Here is a 19,765-nt window from a genome sequence, read left to right on the forward strand (position 1 = left end):
GTGAATTACGCCCAACTCCTCTTCCCCGACTTCTCTCTCATCCTGTGCGGCTACCTGGTCTGCCGCTACACCGCCCTGAACCGCACCGTGTGGGAGCAGGTGGAAAGCCTGACCTATTATTTTCTGTTCCCGGTGCTGCTGTTCCAGTCCATCGTGCGCACCCCGCTGGACCTGCAAGCCGCCTCCAGCCTGATCGTGGCCGGCCTGGCCATGGGCATGCTGTCGATCGGCCTGTCCTACGCCCTGCCGTATCTGCCCTGGATCGGCCACCGCATCAACCGGCGCGAGCATGCGGCGAACGCGCAGATCGCCTTTCGCTTCAACTCCTTCATCGCCCTGGCGCTGGCCGAGCGGCTGGCCGGCCCCCAGGGCCCGCAGCTGGTGGCGGTGCTGATCGGCGTCTGTGTGCCGCTGTTCAATGTGGCGGCGGTGTGGCCGATGGCGCGGCATGCGCAAAGCGGCTTTGCGGGGGCGCTGCTGCGCAACCCGCTGATCCTGGCCACCGCCTCCGGCCTGGCGGCGAATCTGCTGGGCTTTGCGATTCCGCAGTGGCTGGAGCCCACCACCAGCCGCATCGGCGCGGCCTCGATTGCGCTTGGCCTGATGGCCGCCGGCGCTGGCATGCAGTTTGGCCCCCTGGCGCGGGCCAAGGTGTTGGCGGTGAGCGTGCTGGGGATTCGGCATTTCATCTTGCCGCTGATCGCCCTGGGCTTGTCGTGGCTGATGGGCTTGTCGCCCCTGCACACCGTTGTGCTGCTGGCGTTCTCGGCCCTGCCCACCGCTTCCAGCTGCTATGTGCTGGCCGCCAAGATGGGCTACAACGGCGCGCTGACGGCCAGCCTGGTCAGCCTGTCGACCCTGCTGGCGATTGCAAGCCTGCCGTTTGCGCTGGGCCTGGCACGCTAATTTGCTATTTAATCAATAGCTGCCAGCGCACATGAAATATGCGCTGGCAGCCTAAAAGGCTTAAATCCCCAAGGCCCAGGCCACGTGCTCGCGGACCAGCGCGCTCGGGTCCTCGGCCCGCTGCTGCAGGGCCAGGCGGATATCTGCATCTTCTCCGGCCCGCAGCGCATTGCCCATCGCCACCGCCACATTGCGCAGCCAGCGCTCGTGCCCAATGCGGCGTATCGGCCCGCCTTCGGTGTAGCGCAGAAACTCGTCTTCGGTCCAGCTGAACAAGGTACCCAGCTGCTGGCCGCTGAGTCCGCGGCGCTCGTCGAAGTCGGGCAAGGCGCTGCGCTGGGCGAACTTGTTCCAGGGGCAGGCCAGCTGGCAGTCGTCGCAACCATAGATGCGGTTGGCGATCAGCGGGCGGAACTCCAGCGGTATCGGCCCCGCATGCTCGATGGTCAGGTAGGAGATGCAGCGGCGGGCGTCCAGCCGCTGCGGGGCGATGATGGCCTGGGTCGGGCACACATCGATGCAGGCGCTGCAGCTGCCGCAGTGGCCGCTGGTCGGCGCCGTGGGCGGCAAGGCACGGTCCACGTAGATCTCGCCCAAGAAGAACATGGAGCCGGCCTCGCGGTTCAGCACCAGGGTGTGTTTGCCGCGCCAGCCCTGGCCGCTGCGAGCGGCAAGCTCGGCCTCCAGCACCGGGGCCGAGTCGGTGAACACCCGGTAGCCCAGCGGCCCCAGCTCGGTGGCGATGCGGTCGCTGAGCTTTTGCAGCCGCGCGCGCAACACCTTGTGGTAGTCGCGGCCCCGGGCGTAGACCGACACAATGCCCTCTTGGGGACGGCTTAAACGGTCAGATTCCAGCGCCTGCCAGCCCTCCGGGGTGCTGCGCGGCAGATAATCCATGCGGGCGGTGATGACGCTGACGGTGCCCGGCACCAGCTCTGCCGGTCGGGCGCGTTTCAGGCCGTGGCTTTCCATATAGGCCATGCTGCCATGGAACCCTTGGGCCAGCCAGGCAGTCAGACCCGCCTCGGCGGAGCTTAAATCCACCGGGGCCACGCCAATTTGGGAAAATCCGAGTTCGCGCGCCCACCCCTGTATCCGAGACACCTGTTGGAGACCTTCGTTCTGAGCACCGTTCCACACCATCTGCCGATTGTAGAAACCCACCTCGACCTGCTGTGGGCGGACGAGGCCGGCACCACGGCCTTCGCGGACAAGCTGGCCGCCCAGCCCGACATCCGGCATGCCTTCATCGCCCTGCACGGCGACCTGGGCGCGGGCAAGACCACGCTGGTGCGGCACCTGCTGCGCGCCCTGGGCGTGCAAGGCCGCATCAAGAGCCCGACCTATGCCGTGGTGGAGCCGTATGAGCTGCCCGCATTGAACATCTGGCATTTCGACTTCTACCGTTTTAGCGACCCGCGCGAATGGGAGGACGCGGGCTTTCGCGACATCTTCGCCAGCCCCGGCCTGAAGCTGGCCGAATGGCCCACCAACGCCGGCGCCCTGCTGCCTACGCCCGACCTTTCGATTACCCTGAACACCATGCACGACGAATCCCGCCAAGCCACCCTGCTCGCATCCACCGCCGTAGGCCAGCGCCTGCTGACCGGGCTGGCCACATGAAGCGCCGCAGCGTTCTGCAAAGCGGCGCCGTCGTCCTGCTGCTGGGCCTCAACGAGCTGGCCCGTGGCGCCAGCATCGTGGCCGTGCGGGTCTGGCCGGCACCCGAATACTCGCGCGTGACCATCGAGTCCGATACCGCCTTGTCGGTCAAGCACAGCTTCATCACCAACCCGCCGCGGCTGGCGGTGGACATCGAAGGCATCGACCTGAACCCGGCGCTGCGCGAGCTGGTCGGCCAGGTGCAGGCCAACGACCCGAACATCGCCGGCATCCGCGTCGGCCAGAACGCGCCCGGCATAGTGCGCCTGGTGGTCGACCTGAAGCGCGCGGCCTCGCCCCAGGTGTTTACCTTGAACCCGGTGGCCGCCTACCAGCACCGCCTGGTGTTCGACCTGTACCCTGCGCAAGAGGCCGACCCGCTGGAAGCCCTGATCGCCGAGCGCATGAGCGAACCCACACCCGCGCCGCTGCCCCCCGACCCGCTGGAAGAGCTGATCGCCAAGCAGTCGGCCAAGCCCGGCGCAGCCCCTGCGCCTGCTATCGTTGCAATAGCACCACCCGCAGGTAAACCGAGCGCCAGCGGCCAAAATGACAATAAGAATGAACCGGCAGCGCCACAGCGCACCGACCGCCTGATCATCATCGCGCTCGACCCCGGCCACGGCGGCGAAGACCCGGGCGCCATCGGCCCCGGCGGCACCCGCGAGAAAGACGTGGTGCTGAAAGTCGCCCACCTGCTGCGCGAACGCATCAACGCCACCACCGTCAACGGCAGCCCGATGCGCGCCTTTTTAACCCGCGACGCCGACTTCTTCGTGCCGCTGCAGGTGCGGGTGCAAAAAGCCCAGCGCGTGCAGGCCGACCTGTTCGTCAGCATCCACGCCGACGCCTTCCTGACCCCGGCCGCCCGCGGCGCCAGCGTGTTCGCGCTGAGCCAGAGCGGCGCCTCCAGCAGCGCCGCCCGCTGGATGGCCAACAAGGAAAACAAGGCCGACCTGGTGGGCGGACTGAATGTGCAGGCCAAAGACGTGCAGGTGCAAAAAGCCCTGATCGACATGAGCACCACCGCCCAGATCAACGACAGCCTGAAGCTCGGCAGCGCCGTGCTGGGCGAGGTCGGCCGGGTCGGCAAGCTGCACAAGGCGAATGTGGAACAGGCCGGCTTCGCGGTGCTGAAAGCCCCCGACATCCCCAGCGTGTTGATCGAAACCGCCTTCATCAGCAACCCCGAAGAAGAAGCCAAGCTGAAAAGCGACGCCTACCAGGAGCAACTGGCCGACGCCATCCTGCGCGGCATCCGTGGCTACTTCGCCAAGAACCCACCGCTGGCAAGGAACCGCTCGGTGTAGACGTTCAACAACCAGTTTGGTACGTTTTCAATAGCTACCAGCGCAGCCTCCATAAGCGCCAACAGCCTGAAAAACCTAAACCCAGCCTGGGGGGTATTACAAACAAACCACTTGGTTGCGGCCCTGGGCCTTGGCCGCGTACAAGGCCTCGTCGGCCCGGCCTATGGTCTTGGCCACCGACTCGCCGGGGCGGTACTGGGTCAGGCCTATGGACACGGTGAAGCGGATATCGATGCCGTTGTAAGACACCAGCATGTCCTGCACCTGGGTGCGCACCCGCGACATGCACACGGCGCCCAGCTCCATGGGCGCATCGGTCAGCATGACTAGAAACTCCTCGCCACCCCAGCGTGCCAGGGTGTCCGTGCCGCGGATACCGGCCTGCACCACCTCGACAAAAGCCTGCAGCGCCCGGTCGCCGGCCTGGTGGCCGTAGCTGTCGTTGATCCGCTTGAAGTGGTCGATGTCCAGCACCGCAATCAGCAGCGGCGAGGCAATCCGCACCGACCGCTGCACCTCCACCCGCAGCAGCTCCTGCATATGGCGGCGGTTTACGGCCGAGGTCAGCTCGTCGCGGATAGCGATCTGCTGGATCTTCTCCAGCGCTTCGGTCAACTGCTTCTTCTGGCTGCGCACATGCTCGCGTATCTGCGTCAGGCGCCAGGTCAAATAGGTGGAACCGGACAGCACGATCAACACCATCACCAGATAGGCGCCAAACACCACCGGCTCTTCGTCGGTGCTCGGGTATGTGAGCTCGTAGGCGATGGCCGCACTGAACAGGCCCACGGAGTACACCGCCACCAGCGCCAGTTGGCGTATCGACATGCCAAAGATGCCGAACATCAGGATCACCGACAACAGGGGCAGGGTCACGCCGCGCGCGTGCCCGGCAATCACAAAGGCCACGGCATTGCAGGCCACCGCATACAGCATCTGCACAAACGCCATCGACGGGTCTTGCCAGCGCAGTGACACACCGCTGCGTATCAAGCCAAAGAACAGGACCAGCCCGCCCATGCTGAAGATCGACCACACCCCCACGGCACGGTAGTCGGCCACCCCGTGGGCGGCCACCCAATACATCTCGGCAATGCAGGTCAGCATCAGCACCGCTGCCAGAGCGCCTTGGCGGGTGCGGATGCGCATACGCTTCTCGCGGCCCAATAGCAGGTCAAGCCCGCGGTGCAACTGTTGTCTGAGGGTATGCAAGCACTTTTCCTGTGCAAAGGGTCAACCACCGAAGAAGCGGTGGCAAGAAAATGTTACTGCGTACACCGCCAAACGCAAACCACTGCTTCACGGAAGCGCTGCTTACTTACCCATACTTGTTGATGGATTCAGCGCCGCTAGGGCATGGGCTGATGATTATTTGTAGCGGGAGGCGAAGAATGGAGGGTTTTTAACAATAATTAACAAACTTGGCGGCAGGTGCAGGCCGCACACCACGAAGACCTATGTACAACCATCCGTTTCCCATGCATCGCCTCCGCACTGCACTCTGTAGCCTGGTCCTGCTGGGGGCCGGCAACCTGGCCTCGGCGGCCGACTTCATCTACACCGTCCAGCCCGGCGACCACCCCTGGAACCTGGCCGGTCGCTACCTCAAAAGCCCTGCGCTGGCGCTGAAGCTGCGCCAGCTGAACCAGATACCCGATGACCGCCGCGTCATGCCCGGTACCCGGCTGCACATTCCCCAGGCCTGGCTCAAGCTCGAATCGGCCCAGGTGCGGCTGCTGGCCGCCACCGGCGACACCAGCCTGCAGCCGGGCACGGCGCCCACCCGCAGCGCCGTGGCCGGCGAGCTGCTGCAAGCCCCGTCCACCCTGCGCACCGGCCCCAGCGGCAGTGCCACCCTGCAGTTTGCCGACGGCTCACGCGTGCTGGTGCGACGCGACTCCGAGCTGCAGCTGCAGCAGGCCCAGACCCGGCTGCTCGGCCAGGGCAGCCTGGTCACATTGGCGCTACTCCACGGCAGCCTGGAAAACCAGGTCACACCGGTGGGTGAATCAGGCGGCCGCTTCGAGATCCGCAGCCCGGCGGCGGTGGCGGCGGTGCGCGGCACCGAGTTCCGCGTGTATGCCGACGGCAGCAGCCTGCGCACCGAGGTACTCAGCGGCGCGGTCAACGTGGCCAACCCCAGCGGCCAGGTCACGGCACAGACAGCCCAGGGCAGCGTGGCCCAGACCGGCCAGGTACCCAGCGCCCCCGTGGCCCTGCTGCCCGCACCCAGCCTGGACAGCCTGCCCGAGCGTGTGGAGCGCATGCCCATCGACCTGCCGCTGCCCGCCCTGGCCGGCGCCAGCAGCTACCGCACCCAGATCGCCCCTGACGCGCAGTTCAGCGTAGCCATCTCCGACGAAACCTCGCCCGCGGCCCGCATCCGCGCCCGAGATGTGGACGACGGCAGCTATGTGCTGCGGGTGCGCGCCATCGACGCGCAGGGCCTGGAAGGCCTGTCGTCCCAACGCACCCTGGTGGTCCATGCCCGGCCCGAGCCGCCCCTGCTGATCGAGCCCGCGCCCGACGCCGTCACCACCGCCGAACGCCCGGTGTTCCGCTGGACCCAGGCCGACCCGAGCTGGAGCTACCGGTTGCAGATCATGGCCAGCGGCGCAGCCGAGGTATTCGACGAGCAAGTGGTGCAGGCCGCCCAGGCCGCCACCACCCAGCCCGCGCGCGACCTGCCCACCGGCCTGTACCAGTGGCGCGTGGCCGCCATCCACCCCAGCAAGGGCCCGGGGCCGTGGGGCGATGCGCAGCCGTTTCGCCGGGTGCTGCCCGGCCCGGGCGTAGACATACCGCCGCCGCAGGATGGCAGCCTCACCCTGCGCTGGTCGGCCCAGCCGCAAACCGCCCAGTACCGGCTGCAGGTAGCGCGCGACAACAGTTTTGCCAGCCCGCAAACCGATGCCCAGACCGAGGCCGCGCAGTACCAGCTGCAAGGCCTGGAGCCCGGTGTCCACCATGTGCGGGTGCAAGCCATAGGTGCCGACGGCTACATCGGCCCCTGGGGCAGCACCCAGACCTTTACCGTTCCTGAACCCCGGCCGCAGTACTGGCGCGCGCTCTTGCTGCTGCTACCCGCTTTGGCACTTTTCTGACCGCCCTACCTGCTCCCCCAGCACTTCGCCCGTTCCGGCACCGTCTGGGGCGGGCGGTGCGTCGCCAGGCCTGGTGGCTGGCGGGGCTGGGCACGGCCCTGCTGCTGGCCTGGTGGTATCCGCCCGGCGTGCACAGACTGGACCTGCTGGCCTACGACCTGCTGCTGCCCACCCGCCCGGCCAGCGCCCAGCCGCCGGTGGTGGTGGCGATTGACGACGCCAGCCTGGCCGCGCTGGGCCGCTGGCCCTGGCCACGCGCACTGCACGCCCAGATGCTCGACCGGCTGCACGAAGCCGGCGCCCGCAGCATCGCCATCGCCGTGCTGTTCTCCGAACCCGACCGGCTGGACCCGGCCAGCGATGCCGCCCTGGCCGCGGCGATTGCCCGCCATGGCCAGGTGGTGCTGGCGGTGGCACCGGCCCTGCAAGCCGATGGCCAGCTAGACAGCGTGGCGCTGCTGCCGGCCTTGGCCACGCCGGGCAGTGGCAGCCATCCGCTCGGCCATGTGGACGTGGAAATGGACCTGGACGGCCAGTCGCGCGGCCTGTACCTGCAAGCCGGCAATGGCCGCGCCAACCTACCAGCGCTGGCCATGGCGATGTACCAGCTGGCTGCGCCCAGCACCGCCGCCCAGCCGCAGGCCACGGCCAGCCTGCGCACCCCCCGCGCCTGGGTGCGCAGCCAGGAGGTGCTGCTGCCGCGCATCGCCGGCCTGCCGACCCTGTCGTTTGCCCAGGCGCTGCAATCGCCCGAGCGGCTGGCCGAGGTCAAGGGCCGGGCAGTGTTCATCGGCATCACGGCCCGCGGCCTGGGCGGCGAGCTGGTCACGCCGCTGGCCGGCCCGCAGTCCACCCTGCCGGCCGTGCTGTTCCATGCCGAGGCATTTGATGCACTGCAAAGCCAGGCGCTGATCCAACGTGCGAGCGCGCTGACCGGCTTGGTGTTTGCACTGCTGGCCATCAGCAGCCTGGCGCTGTGGCCTCTGCGCAGCGGCCGCCGGGTGCTGCTGGCGGGCGTGATGCTGGGCCTGCCGCTGCTGGTCAGCGGCCTGCTGCTGGCCTACACCCAGCTGTGGCTGCCGCCGGCCGTGCCCAGCGTGGCGCTGACGGTGGCATTAGTGTTTTGGGTGGCCGGCAAGCTGCGCGCGGTGAACCGCCAGCTGCTGCGTTCCCGCCAGCATGCGCAGGCCACGCTGCAGGCGATTGACGACGCCGTGATCACCATCGACGCGGTGCACCAATCGATCCGCTTTGCCAACCCCAGCGCCCAGCGGCAGGCGGGCGAGCAAAAGCTGCTGGGCCAGCCCTTGGAGAGCGCCTACCCGTTGACGGTAGACAGCATGGAACGGCTGCGCGAAGCCGTCCAGACCTGCCTGGCCCAGCGCAGCCGGGTCTACCTGCCGCAGTTTCTAAGCCTGCAAACGCCGCACGGCGTGCGCGCGCTGCGGGCCACCACCAGCCCGCTGAGCAGCCCCGAAGGCCAGCTGGACGGTGCGGTGCTGGTGTTCTCGGATGTCACCGAGGCGGTGGCCGCAGCCCGCGAGCTGGACTACGCGGCCAGCCACGACGCGCTGACCGGCCTGCCCAACCGCACCCAGCTGCACGAACGGCTGACGCTGACCCTGTCGCGGGTGCAACGCCGCGGCAGCCAGGCGGCGATTCTGTTTCTGGACCTGGACCGCTTCAAGCACATCAACGACAGCCTGGGCCACCGCACCGGCGACGCGGTGCTGAAGGTGCTGGCCCTGCGCCTGCGCGAGCTGTGCCGCGACACCGACACCGTGGCCCGCTGGGGTGGCGACGAATTTGTGCTGGTGCTGGAAGACGTGGACGGCCATGACGGCGCCGCCAGCGCCGCCGCCAAGGTGGTCGAAGCATTGTCGCTGGACATCGTGCTCGGCCCGCAGTTCAACCACATGCGCCTGCCCAGCGCCGGCAGCGTGGGCGTGGTGCTGGTGCCGCAGGACGGCTGCGAGATGGAAGAGCTGCTGTCCAAAGCCGACATGGCCATGTACCGCGCCAAGGCCCAGCCGCGGGCCAGCTTCCAGTTCTGGTCGGAAGACATCAACACCCGGCTGCACGACCGGCTGGCGCTGGAGATCGAGCTGCGCCAGGCCCTGCGCGACGACCTGTTCGTGCTGCACTACCAGCCGCAGTTCGCCTTCCAGAACCCGCGCCTGGTCGGCATGGAGGCGCTGATGCGCTGGCAGCGCACGCCGGACCAGCTGGTCATGCCCAGCGGCTTCATCGAGATAGCCGAAGAGTCCGACCTGATCGTCGACATGGGCGCCTGGGCCGTGCTGCAGGCGGCCCGCCAGGTCGCCCAGTGGCTGCAGGCCGGGCACCAGGCGGTGCCGATTGCGGTCAACGTCTCGGCCCGCCAATGCCTGAACCGCGACCTGGTGCAGGTGGTGCGGCTGGCCCTGCTGGAGACCAAGATACCGCCGCATCTGCTGCGGCTGGAGATCACCGAAACCACCGCCATGACCGATGCCGACCAGGTGATCGGCCTGCTGCGCGAAATCCGTACCCTGGGCGTGGGCCTGTCGGTGGACGACTTCGGGACCGGCTATTCCTCGCTGGCCTACCTCAAGCGCTTCCCTATCGACGAGCTGAAGATCGACCGCTCGTTTGTGATGGACATCGCCACCGACAAGGACGACGCCGCCATCGTCCGCGCCACCATCGCCCTGGCCCACGGCCTGGGGCTGAAAGTGGTGGCCGAGGGCGTGGAGACCGAGGAGCAAAGCCGCATGCTGGCCGCCAAGCAATGCGACATTGCCCAGGGCTACTTGTTCGGCCGCCCGCAACCGCTGGACAGCATCACCGGCCTGCTTTAGCCACGCTATATATTCAATAGCTGCTGCCGCTGGTGGAATATGCGCCAGAGGCCGACTCAGTCTGCAACAAAGTATTCGGGATGGCGCTGGTGGATGGCGTCCACAAACTGCAGCGGCGAGCGGATGTGGCGCAGCATCTGGGCGCTGGCCGCGGCGCTGTCGCCATCGATGATGGCCTGCACCACGTCGCGGTGCTGGTCGATGGCGATGCGGTTCCCGCCCAGCTCGGGGATGGCGATATGGCGGATCCGGTTCATGCCGGTGCGCGCCAGCATCAGCGGGTTCCAGGCATGCGGGTGGCCGGCCAGCACCAGGATCTGGTAGTGCAGGTCTTCATCGGCCAGCAGATGGCCTAGAAAGTTGTGTTGGTCGGACGCATCGATCTGCCGCGCCAGCAGCTCGGTCAGCTTCTGCCGCGCGGCCAGCGGCGCCTGCGCAGCCAGCTCGGCGGCGCGGCACTCGATCACCTCGCGCACAAAGATGGCGTCGGCAATCTTTGCCCGGCTCAGCCGCGTCACAAAGGTGCCGCGCTGCGGAATCGCCTCCAGCAGACCATCGCCCACCAAGCGGCGGAACGCGTCGCGCACCGGCGCCCGGCTCACGCCCAGTTCTTCCGACACCGCCAGCTCCGACAAGGCCATGCCCGGGGTGAACGAGCAGTTGAGGATGGCGGTGCGCAGGCTCTCGTAAGCCTCCAGACCGATCAGGCCACGCCCCGCCCCGCGTGCAGCAGGCGCCGGCGCGGCGGCAAGTTCAGGAAGGATCAAACGGGTACGGGCCATGGCGGGAGTTTATCGGTTGCCTTGCATCGCTTCATCTGGGATACTAGAATACTAGTATAGTAAAAACGCAAAAATTCCCAACCACCACCCGGAGAGAGACATCCATGCAACACCGACTTGTCACCGCCATCGCCGCCGCCGTTCTGGCCAGCACCGGCCTGGCCCACGCCCAGAGCTACCCGGCCAAGCCCATCACCATCATCGTGCCGGCCTCGCCCGGCGGCGCCATCGACCTACTGGCTCGGCTGATCGGCCAGAAGATGGGCGAGTCCTTCGGCCAACCGGTCACCGTCGACAACAAGGCCGGCGCCACCGGCATCATCGGCAGCGACTTCGTGGCCAAGGCCGCGCCCGACGGCTACACCCTGGCCCTGGTGGCCAGCAGCCACGCCATCAACCCCAGCATGGTGAAGAAGCTGCCGTTCGACACGGTGAAAAGCTTCGAGCCGGTCGCGCTGACCCACGTGGTGCCGCTGGTGCTGGTCACCACGCCAGCCCTGCCGGTGAAGTCGCTGAAGGAGCTGATGGCCTACGGCAAGGCGCATCCGGGCGAGCTGTCGTTTGCCTCCAGCGGCTCGGGCGGCGCGCCGCATTTCTCGGGCGAACTGTTCAAGAGCATGGCCGGCATCGACATGGCGCACATCCCCTACAAGGGCAGCACGCTGGCGCACCCGGACCTGATCAGCGGCCGCACCTCGTTGATGTTCGACACCGTGGCCGCGGTCAACGTGCAGATCAAGGCCAACCGCGTGCATGCCCTGGCGGTCACCACCGCCAAGCGCAGCTCCATCCTGCCCGATGTGCCGACCATGGCCGAGGCCGGCATGCCGGGTTTCGACACCAGCACCTGGGGCGGCCTGCTGGCCCCGGCCGGCACGCCCAAGGCCACGGTCGCCAAGCTGAACGCCGAGGTGAACCGCATCCTGGCGCTGCCCGATGTGCGCAAGACCCTGCAGGACGCGGGCATCGAACCCGGCGGCGGCACGCCCCAGCAGTTTGGCGACTTCATCCAGTCGGAAATGCTCAAATGGGCCAAGGTCGCCAAGGGCGCCAACATCCAGCCCGAGTAAGCGCAATACCCGCACCGTCTCCGGTACTGCACCACGCCTGAATCTACTTTTCTCCCACCTGCACCCCATGAAACCCAAGATCCTGCAGCACCTGCACATGCCCCCCCTGCTCGCCACCGCGCTGCACCAACGCTACGACGTACACCCGCTGTGGGAAGAAGCCGATCCGCAGGCCTTCCTGGCCGCGCATGGGGCCGACTTCAGCGGCTATGTGACCACCGCCCGCTTCGGCATCAGCGAAGCCACTCTGGCCCTGCTGCCGGCGCTGAAGGTGATCTCCAGCTTCGGCGTGGGTGCCGAAACCTTGCCGCTGGACGCCGCACGTGCCCGCGGCATTGCCGTCGGCACCACGCCCGAGGTGTTGAACGACTGCGTGGCCGACACCGCCTTTGGCCTGGTGATCGATGTGGCCCGGCGCCTGAGCGCGGCCGACCGCTTCGTGCGCCGTGGCGACTGGCTGCAAGGCCAGTACCCGCTGGCCACCCAGGTCAGCGGCAAGCGCCTGGGCATACTCGGCCTGGGCCGCATCGGCCAGGTGGTGGCGCGCCGCGCCAGCGGTTTCGACATGGAGGTGCGCTACCACAACCGCCGGCCCAACCCGGCCGTGCCCTATGCCTACGAGGCCACGCTGGAGTCGCTGGCGAACTGGGCCGACTTCTTGGTGGTGGTCAGCGCCGGTGGGCCGGAAACCCGCAAGCTGGTGAATGCCGATGTGCTGCGCGCACTCGGCCCCAAGGGCTTCCTCATCAATGTGTCGCGCGGCTCGGTGGTCGACGAAGAAGCCTTGGTGCAGGCGCTGGAGGCCGGCGCCATCGCTGGTGCCGGCCTTGATGTGTTCGAAGACGAGCCGCGTGTGCCGGCCCGCCTGCTGGCGCTGGACAACGTGGTGCTGCTGCCGCACCTGGCCAGCGCCACGTTGGAGACCCGCCAGGCCATGGCCGAGATGGTGGTGCAGAACCTGGATGCTTTCTACGCCAGCGGCGCAGTGCAGGCCGGGCCTTGAACCAACATACTATGCATTTGATAGCTGCTTGCGCTGGTGGAATATGCGCTAGCGGCCTGTTTGATGCATAAATCCCGGAACGGGGAGGCCGCCGGACCGCTCCCCGACAATAGCCCCCATGGACACTCTTTCCCAACTCCGCGCCGGCCAGCTGCACGGCATCCAGCGGCTCGACCTGGCCTGCGGCCTGACCAGCTTTCCACGCGAAATCTTTGACCTGGCGGATTCGCTGCAAGTGCTGAACCTGTCGGGCAATGCGCTGAGCAGCCTGCCCGACGACCTGCACCGGCTGCACCGGCTGCAAGTAATTTTTTGCTCGAACAACCGGTTCACCGAGCTGCCCGCCGCACTGGGCCAGTGCGCGCAGCTGCAGATGGTCGGCTTCAAGTCGAACCAGATCCGCCACGTGCCGGCCGCCGCCCTGCCACCCCGGCTGCGCTGGCTGATATTGACCGACAACCAGATAGACACCCTGCCCGCCGAACTCGGCCAGTGCCACCAGCTGCAAAAGCTGATGCTGGCCGGCAACCGGCTGCAGCAGCTGCCGGCGGAGCTGGCCCAATGCCAGCAGCTGGAATTGCTGCGCATCTCGGCCAACCCGCTGGCGGCCCTGCCCGGCTGGCTGCTCGGCCTGCCACGCCTGGCCTGGCTGGCCTATGCCGACCAGCCGCTGGCTAGCGCGTCGGCCAATGCCGTGCCGTGGCACGCGCTGGAGTTGCAGCAGCAGCTGGGCGAAGGCGCGTCGGGTGTCATCTACCAGGCCGCATGGCAAGACGAGCCCGTGGCGGTCAAGCTGTTCAAGGGCGCGGTCACCAGCGACGGCTGGCCGCAGAGCGAGCTGGCCGCCTGCCTGGCCGCGGGCGCACACCCGCACCTGGTGCGCACCCTCGGCCCGCTGGCCGGCCATCCGGATGGCACGGCGGGGCTGGTGATGCCCCTGGTACCGCCGCACTTCACGACCCTGGCCGGGCCGCCCAGCCTGGCCTCCTGCACCCGCGACGTGTATCCGGCAGGCACTGGTTTTTCGGTCGACAAAGTGCTGCGCATTGCGCTAGGCGTGGCCTCGGCAGCCGCCCATCTGCACGCCCGCGGCCTGCTGCACGGCGACCTGTATGCGCACAACCTGCAGTGCGATGAAGATGGCCACTGCCTGCTGGGCGACATGGGCGCGGCGTCGTTCCTGCCCGCCCTGCCCGCCGATGTGCAGCTGTCGCTCGGCCTGCAACAGCTGGAAGCCCGCGCCTTTGGCTGCCTGCTGGAAGAGCTGCTGGCCCATTGCCCCACAGACTTGCCGGCGCTGGCCGCGCTGCGCGACGACTGCCTGCAGCCGCAGCCCGCGGCCCGGCCGCTGTTCGCCGATATACAGCAACGGCTGGCCGGCCTGGCGGCGTAGCTCAGTCCACCTTGGCGCCCGCGGCCTTGGCGGCCCGGCCCCACTTGTCCACCTCCGACTGGATGAAGCGGGCCAGCGGCGCCGAGTCCAGCGGCATGGGTTCAACGCCGCGGGCCAGAAAATACTGCTGCATCTCCGGCATCTGGACTACCTGCAGCACCGCGTCGCGCAGCGTGGCAACCACCGGCGCGGGCGTATGCGCCGGTGCCACAAAAGCCATCCACGACACGGCCGCAAAGCCCGGATAGGTTTCGGCCACCGTTGGCACATCGGGCAGCGCGGCCATCCGGTGGCTGCTGCTGACGGCCAGCGCCTTGAGGCGCCCCTCCTGGATATACGGCAGCACCGATACCGGGGTGTCGAACATCACGTCGACCCGCCCGGCCATCAGATCGATCAGCGCCGGCGGCGCGCCTTTGTAGGGCACGTGGGTCATCCGCACACCGCCCGCCACGGCCAGCATTTCCATCGCCAGGTGGTTGGTCACGCCGTTGCCGCTGGAGGCAAAGTTGATCTCGCCGGGCCGGGCGCGGGCCAAGGCCAGCAGCTGCTGAACGTTCCTGGCCGGCAGATCCGCATGGGCGACCAGTACCAGCGGCACGCTGACCACGCCGGCGATGGGCGTGTAGTCTTTCACCGGGTCGTAGGGCAGCTTGTCGTAGACCCCGGGGTTGACGGCCATGGGCCCGGCCGAGGTCAGCAGAATCGTGTAGCCATCGGGTGGCGCCGAGGCCACCGCCTGCTGGCCCAGGATGCCGCCCGCGCCGGCCTTGTTGTCCACCAGCACGGCCTGGCCTAGCAGCGCCTGCAGCTTGGGGGCCAGGGCCCGCGCCACCGTATCCATGCCCTGCCCGGCCGGAAAGCCCACCACCACCTTGATCGGCTTGTGCGGGAAGTCGCCCTCGGCCGCCCCGGCCGCCAGCGGCGCCCATACACACTGGGCCAACACCAATATCTTGAACAGGAAGCGCATGGCGGGTCTCCTGGGAGCCGCAAATGGGGCTCTTGTCGGCTGTGATTGTGCGGTCAAAAGCCGTTCACGTGGGCCTTGCCGGGCGCCACAAGCTATATTTTTGCTAGCTGGCCGACCCCCGACCGGCGCGGTCTTTACATCAGCGGTTATGGTAGAGGCCTGTTCCCCCCAATTACACAGGAGTTCCATGCCCGCCCCCAGCCGACGCGCTACATCTTCAGGAGCCACCCATGCTCCATAGCACGCCCCTTATCACCACTATCGCCACCGCCCTCGGCCTGGCCCTGGTGTTTGGTTTTCTCGCCGTGCGGTTCAAGCTGCCTGCACTGGTCGGCTATCTGCTGGCGGGGGTCTTGATAGGCCCGTTCACACCCGGTTTTGTGGCCGACGGCCAGATCGCCGCCGAGCTCGCCGAGATCGGCGTGATGCTGCTGATGTTCGGCGTCGGCATGCATTTTTCGATGGACGACCTGATGTCGGTGCGCAAGATTGCGCTGCCCGGCGCGGTGCTGCAAATCACCGTGGCCACGGCCATGGGCGCAGGCGTGGCGCATTTCTGGGGCTGGCCCATGGGCGAGGCCATCGTCTTCGGCCTGGCGCTGTCGGTGGCCAGCACGGTGGTACTGCTGCGCGCGCTGGAGTCGCGCAATGCGCTCGATTCGCTGAACGGCAAGATCGCGGTCGGCTGGCTGGTGGTCGAAGACCTGGCCATGGTGCTGGTACTGGTGCTGTTGCCGCCGCTGGCCGGCTGGCTGGGCGGCACCGCCCCGGGTGACGAGCATGGCGGCGGCGGTGGCAACCTGTGGTTGTCGCTGGGCCTGACGCTGCTGAAGGTATCGGCCTTCGTCGGCCTGATGCTGGTGGTGGGCCGCCGGGTGTTCCCCAAGCTGCTCTGGCTGGTGGCGCGCACCGGTTCGCGCGAACTGTTCACGCTGTGCGTGATCGCCGCGGCGGTCAGCATCGCCTACGGTGCGGCCTCGTTGTTCGGTGTGTCGTTTGCGCTGGGCGCGTTCTTCGCCGGCATGGTGATGCGCGAGTCGGAATTCAGCCACCGCGCGGCCGAAGACTCGCTGCCGCTGCGCGAGGCGTTTGCGGTGCTGTTCTTTGTGTCGGTGGGCATGCTGTTCGACCCGATGGTGATGGTGCGCCAGCCGTTGCAGGTACTGGCGGTGCTGGCCATCATCATCGTCGGCAAATCCATCGCCGCGGCGGCCCTGGTGCTGGTGTTCCGCTACCCGCTGAACACCGCGCTGAACGTGTCGGCCAGCCTGGCGCAGATCGGCGAGTTCTCGTTCATCCTGGCCGGGCTGGGTGCCAGCCTGGGCCTGCTACGGCCCGAAGGCCAAAGCCTGATCCTGGCGGGCGCGCTGCTGTCCATCGCCATCAACCCGCTGGTATTCAAGGGCATCGACGGGCTGGAGGTCTGGATACAGTCGCGCAGCAAGCTGGCCCATATGCTGGAAGGCCGCGCCGACCATCTGGCCGAGCTGCCCATGGACACGCATGAGAAATACCTTTCCCAGCAGGTGGTGCTGGTCGGCTACGGCCGGGTCGGCAAGCGCATCGCCAGCGCCCTGACGGAGCGCGGCATCCCCTTCGTGGTGGTTGACCAGAACCGCGAGCGGGTCGAGCAGCTGCGCGCCACCGGCGGCACCGCGGTATCGGGCGATGCCGCCGATGCCGGCGTGCTGATCCAGGCCCATATCGCCCGCGCCAGCATGCTGGTGGTGGCCACGCCCGATGCCTTCAATGTGCGCCAGATGGTGGAAAACGCCCGCATGCTGAACCCGCACATCGAGACCGTGGTGCGCACCCACAACGAAGCCGAAGCCGCGCTGCTGGCCGCGGAAAACATCAACCGCGTTTTCCTAGGCGAAGACGAGTTGGCCCACAGCATGGGCCGGCATGTGCTGGAGCGCTTCGGCAAGACGGCTTAGTTTTGGCTAAGCCGGGGCAGCGGCTTACTCGGGTTCCATCCCCGCCGACTTGATGATCTTGCCCCACTTCTGCGACTCGGATGCCTGCACCTTGCGCAGCTCGTCCGGGGTGGTGGTGGTGATCTCAGTGCCGGTGCTCTGGTAGAAGTTGGCGGCGGTGCTGCTGTGCGCGGCCTTGACCAGCAATTCGTTCAGCCGCGTGACCACCGGCGCGGGCGTACCGGCCGGGGCGTAGGCGGCGAACCAGTAGGTCATCTCATAGCCCTTGACGCCGGCTTCGCTGATGGTCGGCACCTCGGGCGCCAGCGGGCTGCGTTGCAGCGTAGACACGCCCAGCGCCTTGAGCTTGCCGGCCTTGACCTGCGGCATGCCGGTGGCCATGTCGGTGATCATCATTTCAATCTGGCCGCCGATCAGGTCGGTCACGGCCGGCGGGTTGCTGCGGTAGGGGATGGCCACGATGTAGGCGCCGGCCATCTGCTTGAACAGCTCGCCGGCGATGCGGCTGGACGAGCTGCCCGCGCCAAAGCTCAGCTTGCCGGGCTTGGACTTGGCCAGCTTCACGAAATCGGCCACGCTGTTCACGCCCAGCGCCGGGTTCACCACCATGATCTGGCCGCCCCGGCCCAGCAGGGTCAGGGGTTCGAAGTCCTTCACCGGGTCGTAGGGCAGCTTTTTGTACAAATGCTCGTTGGCCGCGTGGGTGGTGTTGGTGGCGATCAGCACGGTGTAGCCGTCGGGCTTGGCCTTGGCCGCCGCCTGCGCGCCGATGAAGGCGTTGGCGCCGGGCTTGTTGTCCACCACCACGCTGACCTTGGTGTCAACGGTGATAGCCTGGGCCAGCGCGCGGGCCAGCAAGTCGGTGGCGCTGCCGGCAGCAAACGGCACGATGAAGGTAATCGGCTTGTCGGGGAAGGTCTGGGCTTGGCTGGCAGTGCCAAACAGCGCAGCGGCCGACAAGGCGGCGGTGAGGGTCAAGAGTTTGCGGCGCATGGAGTCTCCAGTTGGTTTTCGGGTTGCAGCAGGGGTAAGAGTTCGGCAGGTATTGTCAGCGGCAAATCGAGCAGCCAGTAGGACAGGGCTTTGCCATGGCTGTCGAGGTTCAGCGCGTCGTTCACGCCGCCGTCCAGCACCTCGTCCAATACAAAATTCATAGCACCCAGCGCAGGTAGAACATGCCTGGTCACCTGTTTTGGCTTGCGGTGTGCAAAATGCGCGGCCACCGCCTCGGCCGTGACCTGTGCCACCAGCAGATCGAACAGCTCGGGCCGGTAGGCGATCACGCTGATGTTGGAGCGGTTGCCTTTGTCGCCGGTGCGGCTGTGGGCGGCGCGGTACAGGGGTACGTTCATAAATCCTCCAGCATCGTAAAACCGGTCTGCACCAGGCTGCGCGGCAGCAGGCAGGACAAGGTGTTGAGCCGTGCGGTCAGCGTGGTGCGCACGCCGCCGCCGCCGGCCGGGCCGCAGGTGTAGAGCGCGGTGACTTCGCGGCACAGGCGCTCGGCCTGGGCCTTGTCGGCATGGCTGGCAGCCACGCGCAGGCGCACGTCCCTGGCCTCGCCGGCCGGCTTACCCGCTTGCAGCCGGCCCGCATCGTCGGCCAGCACGCTGAGCACGCCGATCAGGTCGACGCGCAGCTCCAGCTGCGGCAGGCGCTGGCGCAGCACCTCGGCGGCCAGGCGGGCCCGGCCTTCAGCGCGCGGGCCAGCGTAGGAGATTTCGCCCTCGGCCAGCCAGCCGCCTTCATGGCAGACGTTGACCTTCAGCGTGTCCGGCCGCGCATGGCCGCGCACACCGTGCAGCGCCACCTGGTTCGCCGCAATCTGCTCAACACGGGCGGCGCCGATGTCGGCCACCACATCGGGCGTCAGGTAGGCGGCCGGGTCGTGCAGCTCGTACAGCAGCTGTTCTTTCACCGTGGCGGTGGTCACCATGCCACCCGTGCCGTCGGCCTTGGCGATGCTGCAGTGGCCATCGGCATACAGGGTGGCGATGGGGTAGCCCAGGCTGGCCAGATCGGGCACGTCCTTGAAGCCAGGGTCGGCAAAGTAGCCGCCGCAGACCTGGCCGCCACATTCCAGCAGATGGCCGGCCATGGTGGCCGCGCCCAGGCGCGCCCAGTCGTCGCGGGCCCAGCCGAAGTGGGCCAGCGCCGGGCCAACGGCCAGCGAGGGGTCGGCCACCCGGCCGCAGACCACGATCTGCGCGCCCGCATTCAACGCATCGGCAATCGGCTCGGCGCCGATATAGGCATTGGCGCTGACCACCGCCAGATCGTCGAGCACCGCGCCCAGTTCGGCGCGCAAGGCAGGGCGCAACGCGGGGCCGGACACATCGTCGCCCCAGACCACGGCGATGCGCGGAGTGGCCAGGCCCAGCTCAGCCGCCATGCGCTGTATCAATCGCGCGGCAGCCGGCGGATTGGCCGCGCCGAAATTGCTGACGATGCGGATGCCATGCGCCAGGCAGCGCGCCAGCACCGGACGCAGCATGGCGTCGAGCAGCGGCTCGTAGCCGGCCTCGGGGTCGGCGCGACGGCGCAGCTGGGCCAGGGCCAGGGTGCGCTCGGCCAGGGTTTCGAAGATCAAAAAGGCCGGCCCGCCGCGCGCCACCAGGGTGTCGACCACCGCCGAAGCGGCGTCCACCCGGTCGCCCGAGAAGCCGGCGGCGCAACCGATCGAGAGCGGCGGTGGCGGCGGTGGCGGTGCAGATTGAAGGCTCACGGTGTCTCCAGGGCAGGGAATGGTCGGATTGTGCGGCTTGCTTTGTCATTCGTAAAATGG

16 protein-coding genes are annotated in these 19,765 nt (G+C 67.6%); 9 read left to right on the forward strand and 7 right to left on the reverse strand.

The window, feature by feature from the left end; translation table 11 throughout:
• Positions 1-906, forward strand: coding sequence for an AEC family transporter (locus tag BLT66_RS15360; RefSeq protein WP_092758632.1), 906 nt, complete (start codon positions 1-3; stop codon positions 904-906).
• A 60-nt stretch (positions 907-966) separates the two neighbouring features.
• Here BLT66_RS15360 and queG read toward each other — a convergent pair whose 3' ends face one another.
• Positions 967-2,049 carry a tRNA epoxyqueuosine(34) reductase QueG gene (gene queG, locus BLT66_RS15365; protein ID WP_092759170.1) on the reverse strand — a complete coding sequence of 361 codons (1,083 nt, stop codon included), beginning with the start codon at positions 2,047-2,049 and terminating at the stop codon, positions 967-969.
• Here queG and tsaE point away from each other — a divergent pair.
• Together tsaE and BLT66_RS15375 are read left to right on the forward strand one after the other, a co-directional pair.
• Positions 2,029-2,529 carry a tRNA (adenosine(37)-N6)-threonylcarbamoyltransferase complex ATPase subunit type 1 TsaE gene (gene tsaE, locus BLT66_RS15370; protein WP_369821608.1) on the forward strand — a complete coding sequence of 167 codons (501 nt, stop codon included), beginning with the start codon at positions 2,029-2,031 and terminating at the stop codon, positions 2,527-2,529. The two genes, queG and tsaE, sit on opposite strands and share 21 nt — an antisense overlap.
• Entirely contained in the window at positions 2,526-3,878 is a 1,353-nt protein-coding gene (locus BLT66_RS15375) for an N-acetylmuramoyl-L-alanine amidase (protein WP_092758633.1), read from the forward strand. Before tsaE ends, BLT66_RS15375 begins: the two co-directional genes overlap by 4 nt.
• A gap of 96 nt (positions 3,879-3,974) precedes the next feature.
• Here the strand turns inward: BLT66_RS15375 and BLT66_RS15380 are convergent, their stop codons facing one another.
• Entirely contained in the window at positions 3,975-5,027 is a 1,053-nt protein-coding gene (locus BLT66_RS15380) for a GGDEF domain-containing protein (RefSeq protein WP_143029229.1), read from the reverse strand.
• 329 nt (positions 5,028-5,356) lie between these two features.
• Here BLT66_RS15380 and BLT66_RS15385 point away from each other — a divergent pair, with 329 nt between their 5' ends.
• Positions 5,357-6,982 carry a FecR domain-containing protein gene (locus BLT66_RS15385; protein ID WP_176955063.1) on the forward strand — a complete coding sequence of 542 codons (1,626 nt, stop codon included), beginning with the start codon at positions 5,357-5,359 and terminating at the stop codon, positions 6,980-6,982.
• Between the two features lie 56 nt (positions 6,983-7,038).
• The gene (locus tag BLT66_RS15390) at positions 7,039-9,822 is read left to right on the forward strand and encodes an EAL domain-containing protein (RefSeq protein WP_092758636.1); all 2,784 of its coding nucleotides are present in this window, start codon (positions 7,039-7,041) and stop codon (positions 9,820-9,822) included.
• A 56-nt stretch (positions 9,823-9,878) separates the two neighbouring features.
• On the opposite strand, the gene BLT66_RS15395 is transcribed toward BLT66_RS15390, so the two are convergent.
• The gene (locus tag BLT66_RS15395; RefSeq protein WP_092758637.1) at positions 9,879-10,604 is read right to left on the reverse strand and encodes a GntR family transcriptional regulator; all 726 of its coding nucleotides are present in this window, start codon (positions 10,602-10,604) and stop codon (positions 9,879-9,881) included.
• A 104-nt stretch (positions 10,605-10,708) separates the two neighbouring features.
• On the opposite strand from BLT66_RS15395, the gene BLT66_RS15400 reads away from it, so the two are divergent.
• The 3 genes from BLT66_RS15400 (at position 10,709) to BLT66_RS15410 (ending at position 14,070) form a co-directional block, all read left to right on the forward strand.
• Entirely contained in the window at positions 10,709-11,674 is a 966-nt protein-coding gene (locus tag BLT66_RS15400; protein WP_092758638.1) for a tripartite tricarboxylate transporter substrate binding protein, read from the forward strand.
• Positions 11,675-11,711: 37 nt separating this feature from the next.
• Entirely contained in the window at positions 11,712-12,677 is a 966-nt protein-coding gene (locus tag BLT66_RS15405) for a 2-hydroxyacid dehydrogenase (protein WP_255406965.1), read from the forward strand.
• A 118-nt stretch (positions 12,678-12,795) separates the two neighbouring features.
• Entirely contained in the window at positions 12,796-14,070 is a 1,275-nt protein-coding gene (locus BLT66_RS15410) for a leucine-rich repeat-containing protein kinase family protein (RefSeq protein ID WP_092758641.1), read from the forward strand.
• Position 14,071: 1 nt separating this feature from the next.
• Here BLT66_RS15410 and BLT66_RS15415 read toward each other — a convergent pair whose 3' ends face one another.
• Positions 14,072-15,043 (reverse strand): Bug family tripartite tricarboxylate transporter substrate binding protein, encoded by a 972-nt coding sequence (locus BLT66_RS15415; RefSeq protein ID WP_176955064.1) that lies wholly within the window; start codon positions 15,041-15,043, stop codon positions 14,072-14,074.
• Between the two features lie 230 nt (positions 15,044-15,273).
• Between BLT66_RS15415 and ybaL the strand changes: the two genes are divergently transcribed.
• Positions 15,274-16,980 (forward strand): cation:proton antiporter domain-containing protein, encoded by a 1,707-nt coding sequence (ybaL, locus tag BLT66_RS15420; protein ID WP_092758645.1) that lies wholly within the window; start codon positions 15,274-15,276, stop codon positions 16,978-16,980.
• A gap of 24 nt (positions 16,981-17,004) precedes the next feature.
• Here ybaL and BLT66_RS15425 read toward each other — a convergent pair whose 3' ends face one another.
• Genes BLT66_RS15425 through BLT66_RS15435 form a run of 3 tightly spaced genes read right to left on the reverse strand, consistent with a single transcriptional unit; the run spans position 17,005 to position 19,705 of the window.
• Positions 17,005-17,973 (reverse strand): Bug family tripartite tricarboxylate transporter substrate binding protein, encoded by a 969-nt coding sequence (locus tag BLT66_RS15425; protein ID WP_092758647.1) that lies wholly within the window; start codon positions 17,971-17,973, stop codon positions 17,005-17,007.
• On the reverse strand, positions 17,955-18,332 hold the full coding sequence (locus BLT66_RS15430) for an AtuA-related protein (RefSeq protein WP_092758649.1): 378 nt from the start codon (positions 18,330-18,332) through the stop codon (positions 17,955-17,957). The genes BLT66_RS15425 and BLT66_RS15430 overlap by 19 nt, the downstream gene beginning before the upstream one ends.
• Entirely contained in the window at positions 18,329-19,705 is a 1,377-nt protein-coding gene (locus tag BLT66_RS15435) for an acyclic terpene utilization AtuA family protein (RefSeq protein ID WP_092758651.1), read from the reverse strand. The genes BLT66_RS15430 and BLT66_RS15435 overlap by 4 nt, the downstream gene beginning before the upstream one ends.
• Positions 19,706-19,765 lie beyond the last annotated feature (60 nt).

Source organism: Rhodoferax sp. OV413, from assembly GCF_900104385.1.
Taxonomy (GTDB): domain Bacteria; phylum Pseudomonadota; class Gammaproteobacteria; order Burkholderiales; family Burkholderiaceae_C; genus Rhodoferax_B.

What these genes read in the sequence shown, in the direction of transcription:
- queG (WP_092759170.1), bottom strand. Translation starts at nt 2,049, where the DNA reads ATGGTGTGGAACGGTGCTCAGAACGAAGGTCTCCAACAGGTGTCTCGG.
- BLT66_RS15375 (WP_092758633.1), top strand. Translation starts at nt 2,526, where the DNA reads ATGAAGCGCCGCAGCGTTCTGCAAAGCGGCGCCGTCGTCCTGCTGCTG.
- BLT66_RS15380 (WP_143029229.1), bottom strand. Translation starts at nt 5,027, where the DNA reads ATGCGCATCCGCACCCGCCAAGGCGCTCTGGCAGCGGTGCTGATGCTG.
- BLT66_RS15385 (WP_176955063.1), top strand. Translation starts at nt 5,357, where the DNA reads ATGCATCGCCTCCGCACTGCACTCTGTAGCCTGGTCCTGCTGGGGGCC.
- BLT66_RS15395 (WP_092758637.1), bottom strand. Translation starts at nt 10,604, where the DNA reads ATGGCCCGTACCCGTTTGATCCTTCCTGAACTTGCCGCCGCGCCGGCG.
- BLT66_RS15400 (WP_092758638.1), top strand. Translation starts at nt 10,709, where the DNA reads ATGCAACACCGACTTGTCACCGCCATCGCCGCCGCCGTTCTGGCCAGC.
- BLT66_RS15410 (WP_092758641.1), top strand. Translation starts at nt 12,796, where the DNA reads ATGGACACTCTTTCCCAACTCCGCGCCGGCCAGCTGCACGGCATCCAG.
- BLT66_RS15415 (WP_176955064.1), bottom strand. Translation starts at nt 15,043, where the DNA reads ATGCGCTTCCTGTTCAAGATATTGGTGTTGGCCCAGTGTGTATGGGCG.
- ybaL (WP_092758645.1), top strand. Translation starts at nt 15,274, where the DNA reads ATGCTCCATAGCACGCCCCTTATCACCACTATCGCCACCGCCCTCGGC.
- BLT66_RS15425 (WP_092758647.1), bottom strand. Translation starts at nt 17,973, where the DNA reads ATGCGCCGCAAACTCTTGACCCTCACCGCCGCCTTGTCGGCCGCTGCG.
- BLT66_RS15430 (WP_092758649.1), bottom strand. Translation starts at nt 18,332, where the DNA reads ATGAACGTACCCCTGTACCGCGCCGCCCACAGCCGCACCGGCGACAAA.